The organism is uncultured Campylobacter sp. (assembly GCF_937997465.1).
Taxonomy (GTDB): Bacteria; Campylobacterota; Campylobacteria; order Campylobacterales; family Campylobacteraceae; genus Campylobacter_A.
Window position 1 is genome coordinate 1 of record NZ_CALKTQ010000327.1, and the last position, 8,686, is coordinate 8,686.

The 8,686-nt window shown below is 46.2% G+C and carries 6 protein-coding genes; all 6 read left to right on the plus strand.

Annotated features, from left to right (window positions below):
* Nucleotides 1-82 precede the first annotated feature (82 nt).
* The 6 genes from Q0546_RS11150 (at nt 83) to Q0546_RS11175 (ending at nt 8,646) form a co-directional block, all read left to right on the plus strand.
* Nucleotides 83-1,483 (plus strand): aspartate ammonia-lyase, encoded by a 1,401-nt coding sequence (locus Q0546_RS11150; RefSeq protein ID WP_298793058.1) that lies wholly within the window; start codon nt 83-85, stop codon nt 1,481-1,483.
* A 90-nt stretch (nt 1,484-1,573) separates the two neighbouring features.
* Nucleotides 1,574-2,917, plus strand: a complete 1,344-nt coding sequence (locus Q0546_RS11155) for an anaerobic C4-dicarboxylate transporter (protein ID WP_298793060.1) — start codon at nt 1,574-1,576, stop codon at nt 2,915-2,917.
* Between the two features lie 63 nt (nt 2,918-2,980).
* Nucleotides 2,981-3,664, plus strand: coding sequence for an amino acid racemase (locus Q0546_RS11160; protein WP_298793062.1), 684 nt, complete (start codon nt 2,981-2,983; stop codon nt 3,662-3,664).
* 84 nt (nt 3,665-3,748) lie between these two features.
* Nucleotides 3,749-4,507, plus strand: coding sequence for a hypothetical protein (locus tag Q0546_RS11165; protein WP_298793064.1), 759 nt, complete (start codon nt 3,749-3,751; stop codon nt 4,505-4,507).
* Between the two features lie 320 nt (nt 4,508-4,827).
* Nucleotides 4,828-7,200 carry a hypothetical protein gene (locus Q0546_RS11170; protein WP_298793066.1) on the plus strand — a complete coding sequence of 791 codons (2,373 nt, stop codon included), beginning with the start codon at nt 4,828-4,830 and terminating at the stop codon, nt 7,198-7,200.
* Nucleotides 7,201-7,548: 348 nt separating this feature from the next.
* Complete coding sequence (locus Q0546_RS11175; RefSeq protein WP_298793068.1) at nt 7,549-8,646, plus strand: hypothetical protein; 1,098 nt, start codon at nt 7,549-7,551, stop codon at nt 8,644-8,646.
* Nucleotides 8,647-8,686 lie beyond the last annotated feature (40 nt).

An 8,686-nucleotide genomic window follows, 5' to 3' on the forward strand; every position in this document is an offset into this window, starting at 1 on the left:
TAGAAAATTAAACTTTTAATTTAAATATCAGTTTAATTGCGCTATAGTTTCACTATTCAATTTCATCACAAGGAGTACCATTATGGGAACCAGAAGAGAACACGACTTCATAGGTGAGCTAGAGATAGCTGATAACGTATATTACGGCGTACAAACATTTAGGGCGCTTGAGAATTTCCACATGAGCGGACGACAGCTCAAAGACTATCCGTATTTTGTAAAAGCATTTGCCCAAATCAAAAAAGCCGCAGCTCTGGCAAACAAAGAAGTTGGCGTTCTAGACGCGCAAAAAGCCGACGCAATCGCAAAAGCGTGCGACGAGATAATTGCGGGTAAATATTTAGATCAATTCGTAGTAGACATGATTCAAGGCGGTGCGGGCACTAGCACCAATATGAACTCAAACGAAGTCATCACAAATATCGCGCTTGAGAGCCTAGGACACAAAAAAGGCGAGTATCAGTACCTACATCCAAACGACCACACAAACCTCGGTCAAAGCACCAACGACTCTTATCCAAGCTCGATTAAAGTCGCTGCTTATGCGAAATTAACCGACCTTCTAAAGGCTATGGAGCTACTAAAAAGCGAGCTAGAGGCTAAAGCAAAAGATTTTAAAGACATCATCAAAATGGGTAGAACCGAGCTAGAGGATGCCGTGCCTACCACTCTTGGCAACACATTTAACGCATTTGCAAGCTACATCAAAAGCGATATCGAAAAAATCACCGCAGCAAGAGAGACTATGGCTGTGCTAAATATGGGTGCAACTGCGATCGGAACGGGCATCAACTGCCATCCTGATTATAAAGCGGCTATTCATAAAATTTTGAGCCAAATCACCGGTGTAAATTTCAAACCTGCCGATGACTTCATCGCAGCTACTCAAGACACTGCAGATTTCGTTCACGTTAGCGGCGCGCTAAAAACAGCTGCCGTTCGCCTAAGCAAGATCGCAAACGACTTAAGACTAATGAACTCAGGCCCAAGATGCGGTCTTGGCGAGATAAATTTACCTCAGATGCAGCCTGGTAGCTCCATCATGCCTGGTAAAGTAAACCCGGTCATCGCAGAGGTCGTAGGCGAGGCGTGCTACGAGGTAATGGGTAACGACGTAACTATCATGCTTTGCAGTGAGAGAGGCGAATTTGAACTAAATGCGTTTGAGCCTGGCATCGCTTATGCGCTATTTAACTCTATCTTTATCCTTGAAAACGCGATGAAAACTCTAGCTGAAAAAGCTATCAGAAAGCTAACTGCAAACCCTGAAGCATGCTTAAAATCAGTGCTCGGCTCAGTCGGTATCGTAACTGCGTTTAACCCGTACATCGGCTACGAAAAATCTGCAAGCATCGCTAAAGAAGCGCTGCAAACAGGCAAAGCCGTAGGCGATATCTGCTTAGAGCGCGGATATTTGAAAAAAGAGGAGATAGACAAGATCCTAGAACCTAAAAATATGTTAAACCCTCACATGGGTAAATAATTGAGCAAAAGTCTTAAAGCGCCGAGGTAGAATTCGGTGCCTTTTAAATTTAGTAAGTGAAAAACAAAATCTAATACAAGGAGTTTTCCTATGGATATAATGCTGATTTTACAGATTATAGTCCTACTCGGAGGTATCTACCTAGGCGTTAGGCTAGGCGGAATGGGCGTAGGTTACGCCGGTGGTCTTGGTGTCGTTATTTTGGCGATGCTCGGTATGAAAGTGGATATGAAAGATATCCCGATGGACGTTATTTTAATCATCGCGTCCGTTATTTCAGCCATCACTGCGATGCAAGTCGCGGGCGGACTTGATTATTTGGTTCAGGTCGCATCTAAAATTTTGCGCAAGAATCCAAAACAAATCAACTATCTAGCGCCTATCGTTACGTATCTACTTACGATACTAGCGGGCACCGGTCACACTGCGTTTTCTATGATTCCGGTTATCGTAGAGGTTGCTAAAACGCAAAACATCAAACCTAGCGCGCCTCTTGCGCTTTCGGTCGTTTCATCTCAAGTAGCGATCACCGCTAGCCCTATATCTGCGGCTTTTGTTGCTATGACGGGTGTTTGCGAGCCTCTTGGCGTTAGCTATCCGATGCTGCTTTTCATCTGCATATCTACTACTTTTGTAGCTATGATCGTTACAGCCTTCATCGTAAATAAATTTTACGATCTTGACCTCTCAAAAGACCCTATCTATCAAGACAGACTTGCTAGAGGCGCTGTTTCTGAGATAAAAGAGGTAGAGTATCAAGCTCTAAAACCTTATGCAAAAAGATCGGTTGCGATATTTGCTATCGGCGTTTTAGTCGTCGTTTGCTATGCGCTCGTTATTTCAAAGAGCCTTGGCATTGTGGAAAAACCTATCCTTTCTAGAGACGCTGCTATCATCAGCTTTATGCTTACTATCGGCTTCCTTATCGCTACGCTTTGTAAGGTCGACACTAGCAAATTGCTTTCGACTAGCACCTTCCAAAGCGGTATGAATGCGTGCATCTGCGTCATCGGTATCGCATGGCTAGGCACTACTTTCGTTAACGGCCACATCGATAGCATCAAAGAGGTAGCTAAAAACGTCGTTACGCAGTATCCGTTTATATTAGCCGTCGCGCTGTATTTCCTAAGCTGCTTGCTATATTCTCAAGCCGCAACCACTCGCGTTATGATGCCTGCGGTCGCTGCTGCGCTAGGTATGACTACACCTGAAAACTCAGGTCAAATTTGGATCCTAGTCGCTTCGTTTGCCGCTGTTTCTGGACTATTCGTACTTCCTACGTATCCTACGACTTTGGGCGCTATCGCTATGGACGATACCGGTACGACAAGAGTCGGTAAATTTGTATTTAACCACTCATTCTTCGTACCTGGCACCATCATGGTTGCTCTTTCGGTTGCGCTAGCATTCCTCATCGCTCCTGTTCTTCTCTAAGAATTTTGAGCCAAATTTAGCCGAGACTTCGCTCTCGGCTTTTTTAAATTTAAGGACTTTTTCATGAAACGAATCGGAATTTTGGGCGGCATGGGACCGCTAGCTACGATAGATCTGTACGCCAAGATCGTAGAACTCACAAACGCCGCAAAAGACCAGGATAATATCCCCATCGTCATCGATAACCACCCGCAGATCCCCGACCGCACGGCGTATATCCTGCACGGAGGCGAGGATCCGTTTCCTTTTATGAAAGAGTCCGCAAATAGGCTCAAAAATGCTGGCTGTGAGGCTATCTGCATAGCTTGCAACACGGCTCACTTTTTTGCCAAACGTCTAACCGACGAGTGCGGCGTAAATATCCTGCACATCGCTAAAATCGCGACCGCGTCGATAAAGTCGAATTTCCCGCACGCTAAAAAGATCGCCGTCATCGCCACTACCGGCACGACCGCGGCTAAAATTTACGAAAACGAGCTGATCGCCGCAGGTCTAGAGTGCGTAAAAATCCCGGAAAATTTGATGACAAACATCATGGACTGCATTTACAAGGGCGCAAAAGCAAACAAGCTAAAAGAGTACGTTGAGCTCTTTAACGACACGATCGCGGCTATCGAGGCCGACGCATATATCGCGGCTTGCACGGAGATACCGCTGTTTTTGCCGTATGCGACGAAAAAAGATAAATTCGTAGATGCCACTCTTGAGCTTGCTAAAGCAGCCGTCAAATTCGGCCTAGAAAAATAATCAAATTTGCGTCTAATCGGCGCAAATTTACCCCCTCTTAAAACAAATTTTTATAAAATCCAAGCTAAATTTAAAGGATAAACGATGAAATTTGGCGAATTTAAAAATGCAAAAACTTTGAGCCTGGCAAGCCTGCTTTGCGAGCAAAACCCGCAGCTAGCAGAGCTGATAAAGCAAAATGAGTTTTTATATATTTCTTGCTTTGAGGATAAAATTTTAGGCGCCGAAAACCTCGTTCGCTGCGAGATCGGCTCGGCTAGCTATGTGCTAGCTTTGCTTTGTAAATACTCGTTTGACGCGGCTAAATTTGACAAGCAAACGCACGAATATTTTGAGGGGCTTGACGAAGGATATCTAAGCGGCGAGTGCAACGTCGGCGAGGAGGAGTTTGAGCAGATCGCGGAGTTTTTAAACGGATGCGAAAATATCGTGATCGATAGCTCCTTTTTGGCCCATGCTGACGCGAAAAATATATTCGAGTTTTTGCAAATGCTCGGTAAAAACGTCGTTTTGGCCGATGGCGAGCAGGGCGAGTTTAAAACGGACGGCGAGCTAATGCCGCTAAAAGAGCCCGAGAGCTTTGACGGTAGCGTCGTGTTTTTTATGGATGAGACGGACGGGTCAAATTTACATGGCGAGGTAAAAGAGCTAATCGGCTCGGCGTCGTTTGCCGCGGCTGCGAAGGTAAAAGACGGCGATATAGTGAGCGTGAAGGCTAATGGCGCCGACGTTGTGGCCAAATTTAAGCTAGAGCCGCAGATGAAGGGCACGGTCGCGCTTTGTAGGGCGAAATTTAGCGGATACGCCTTTAAGCTGGTTAAAATCGTAAAAACGGCGCAGTAGCTAGCAATTTGGCGGATGGATTTATCCGCCGAGGCGCGCTACACTAAATTTAATCTCAAAACTCGGCGTTATAACGTCAAATTTGACTCATAGAGCATGGTTTTTGGATGGAGGGGCGGGTAAAATTTGGCTGCCGAACTAAAAAAATTAGCCCGCCAACCGCGCTCTTTAAAATCAAAATTCTATCGGTATGCCAAAGTTAAATTTAGGCTAAATAAAATTTTATCCTAATGCGCGAGATTTAGTAAAAAAATCGCCTCAAAAGCGCGTAATATTCGCTTTTATAGCGCTTTTTAAACGAAAAAGGGTATAATGGTCGCATGAGAAAATATTTTTTGCTTTTTTTACCGATTTTGGCGTTTTCTTTTAGCCTGAGCGTAAATTCGGGCGCAGAGGACAGCAGGCCCTACACAGTGATAAACATCAGCGACGAGAAGGAATTCGTCTGCAAAGAGGAGATCCTTGCCTACGACCGCAAGCTTTATTTTTGCGACATCGCTAGCGGCGCACTGCCGAAGGTCGACGATAAAATTTTAGCCCTGGCTGAAGTGAGATTTCGCGAGGAAAAGAGCGGCATGCGCGTCTATGTCGTACCGCGTGCGAACTCCTGCCTGATCTCATCTAGCGAGCCTCTCTACGGCGCATCCTCCGTGCCGTTTAGTAAAAACGGCGGCGCAGCCAAACGTCACGCCATCGTGATAGATCAAAATTTAAGCGAATTGAAAAAACAAACAAACGCGGGGATAAATTTCGCCCCGATATTTGAGCAGATGACTGCGCCTAGCGTCGGACCGCTCGATCTAAACAAAGCCCCGATAGAAAGCGGCGATAGTAACGACATAAATATGTACCTGGATGTGAAAAAAAGTTACGACGCCAAGCGCTACGACGACACGATAAGCACGACGCAAACGGCGCTACGCCGCTATCCAAATAGTATCTTTGCCAGCGAGTTTTTGCTATACAGACTGCGTGCTTTGGATAAAATTTTAGACTCACAAAATAGCTTCGAAGGTCTTGGCGCAGCAGACGTTGCTAGCGAGGGGCGCGCGTGGATGAGGCGGTTCGTGTCGGACGAAAACTACCCTGAGGTGCTCTATCTCGTGACCAAAGCCTACCTCAGGCAGGAGCTCGTTAGCGACGCGAACTACACGCTAGATATCCTCATGAACGAGCATCCAAACTCAAATTTTACCAAGCTAGCCGTCCTTGAGTTTGCCGACAGGCTCTACGTCACGGGCAGGCAGGATGAGGCGGTAAAGATGTACGAGGACGTGCTATACTCGGCGCAGACGCTAGACGTCGCTAGCCGCGCGGCTCTGAGCCTCGTGCAGGGCAGCATCGACAAGGCCAAATTTGACCGCGCCAAGGACTTTATGCTCAAAATTTTAAACAAAAATCAAGAGTACCTGCTAAACGACGCGTCCAAGCTAACGACGCTGGCTGGGGTATTTCACGAGAAAAATATGGACGATATCGCCGCGAGAATTTATGAAATTTTACTCGCTCGTCTAAATAAAAACGACGACGAGTACGAAACCGTGCTGAAAAATCTAGGCATCGCGCTAACGGGCACGCCCGATACGCAAAAAGCATACGAATACCTAAAAAGATACCAAAACGAGTTTGCGGACGGGCAGTACGCCGCCGCCGTGCAAAATGCGCTAGATAAGCTATTTTTCGCCAGAAACGACGAGAGCAACGCGACTAAACTACACGAGCACTACGACGCGCTCATAGATAAATACGGAAAAACGGACGTCGGCGCCAAGGCGCTAAAAGAGCAGGTCGCGCTCTATCTAAAAGAGCGCAAATTTGACTCCGTCCTGCGCTATACCCAGGCCGTGCGCGATCTAAACGATACGGACGCAAGCGCCGTTTTAGCTCAGGCTGCGCTAAATTTAGCAGATGAAGCCATCCGTCAAAACGACTGCGCTACGGCTGTAAATTTGACCGAAAACTACGGCGTAGGCGAGAAAATCGGGGCTAAATTTAAACTATTTGACTGCTATATGCGCCTCTCTCGCTTCGCTGCCGCGCACGAGCTCGCCTCGCAAAATATCCTTGCGCCAGACATGCTCGACCGCGTGGAGTGGCTCATCAAGCTAGCCTCCGTTTTGATAAAGACGCAGAAGTATAACGACGCCTTGCGCGTGGCCGACGAAGCCCTGGCTGTCGCGTCCAGGCAGGAGTACGCCGACGTTTCGCCCGTGCTTTTTTATAGATTTGAGGCGCTGATGGGACTGGGCAGGCTCACTGATGCTGCTGCAACGATAACGGCCGTCGAGACGCTACGCAAAAACGACTTTAAGGTCATCGAGCTCTACGACCGCATGGCTGAGGCGACGTACGGCGCGAACGACTTTTTAAACGCGTCGGTTTACGCCAAAAAGGCGATCGACCTACAAAAACGCCTGCATATCGCCACATTTAGCCCGAAAATCGACTTTGAGTACATCGGCTCGCTAAGCAAGCTGGATAGACTAGGCGAGGCTCTGGACGCTGCGCGAGAGCTCGTAGATACGCGCCTAGATCCCGAAAACAGGCTGCGCGCGCTAGCTCAGATCTCGGAAATCTACATCAAGCTAAAACGCGAAAGCGAAGCAAAGCCGTATCTGCAAGAGTGCGTCGGCTCAAATCTGCAAAGCTCGTGGAAGGCTATCTGCGCCGAGCAGATGAAGCTCGTGGAGTAATTTATCCTTTTGCTTTTAAACTCGCTCAAATTTAGCCGGGAAGCTCAGGTTAAATTTGGGTTTGATCGCCGCAACTAGGCGGCGCGCTTTTAACCATTGCGCTAGGGCTTGGCTCGTGCAGGACGTGGCGCTATATTTTTATTCGCATATCTTTTTACGACAAACGAGTCAAATTTAAGTTCTTTTTCTTTGTTGTTGCTTGATTAAATTTGCCAAGCGGCGGCAAAACGTAAAATTTTCAAAACGTAGCTACGTTTTTGCTATCAAATTTAATCCCCAAATTTTGGCGCCTTACTACGTCAAATTTGATATAATTTCTAAAATAAGCACTTGTAAAAGGAGCTGGCCGTGAACGCAAAATTTCAAGCCGAGATGAGAGAGCTGGACGAGAAATTTGCCGCAATCTCTGAGGATGCAAAAAGGCGGTATGATAGGCATAGGTTTATCAGGCGGGCGACTATGACGTACTGGTCGTCGACGTTTGTCTTTTTTTATCTTTTTGCGATGTTGGTGCCGTATTTGAAATCATTTTTTGTAAACAACGGCATAGAATTGCCGCCTGAAATTTTTAGCTATATTCGGGGCGCCGTGAAGATAGTTGCGCCTATTTTCTGGACGATTTATGTTTTAAAACGAGATAAAACCAAGCGATACAGCTATCTTTTTGTGAGGGATCAGCGGGATAGCTTCCTGGCTTTTAGGATAGAAAATTTTGCCAGCATAGTCTTGATTTTATATCCGATTTTGCTTATTATCGGGTCGTTTTTTGTGAAGGATAGCGGCGGCGGATATGCGGCTTATGGATTTTTGTACGGCTTTGTCGTAGCTCCGATTTGCTTGCTTGTTTTTGCGATATGCTACTCTCGCAATAAAAGCTCATATGAGCCCGCACCCGAGGGTGCAGATCTTCGCAGGGAGTCCGGTCTAGCTCAAAGCGCAAAATCAGTAGAGGAAAGACTCGGCGAGCTAAACGACCTGGACGCGGAATTTGATCAAATACCTTGGGACCAAAAAAACCGTTACGACGTGCATAGGCTTATCAGGCGCGCTAGTATGGCATTTATCGGGTTTGGGCTTATGATCTCTTATTTTGCATATTTTTTAGGCAATGTTCTATACGGGCTCGTTTCTCTTGCTGCGATACTGATTTTGCCGTATTTTTTCACGAAAATTTACCTAAAAAGCTACCCTACGAAAAAATACAGCAAATTTTTCATAAAAAATCAGCGACTTTGCTTGATGATTTTTACGGTTGAAAATTTAGCTAGCATTGCTTTGATCTTGTATCCGCTTGTGCTCATAATAGCAGCTCTGATCGCTAGAAATGACGAAAAGACGATGAGCTTGCTTTTGAGCGGCTCAAACGTATTATCGGCTTGTCTGGTTATCTTTGCGGCATGCTATCTGTTTAACCGAAGTACGTATATACCAAAAGACGAAGAATAAATTTACCAAATTGTTCGCTCCGAAAATATCTTTGGTTGAG

Excerpts from the sequence above, each read along its gene's own strand:
- Q0546_RS11160 (WP_298793062.1), top strand. The coding sequence starts at position 2,981 with ATGAAACGAATCGGAATTTTGGGCGGCATGGGACCGCTAGCTACGATA.
- Q0546_RS11170 (WP_298793066.1), top strand. The coding sequence starts at position 4,828 with ATGAGAAAATATTTTTTGCTTTTTTTACCGATTTTGGCGTTTTCTTTT.
- Q0546_RS11165 (WP_298793064.1), top strand. The coding sequence starts at position 3,749 with ATGAAATTTGGCGAATTTAAAAATGCAAAAACTTTGAGCCTGGCAAGC.
- Q0546_RS11155 (WP_298793060.1), top strand. The coding sequence starts at position 1,574 with ATGGATATAATGCTGATTTTACAGATTATAGTCCTACTCGGAGGTATC.
- Q0546_RS11150 (WP_298793058.1), top strand. The coding sequence starts at position 83 with ATGGGAACCAGAAGAGAACACGACTTCATAGGTGAGCTAGAGATAGCT.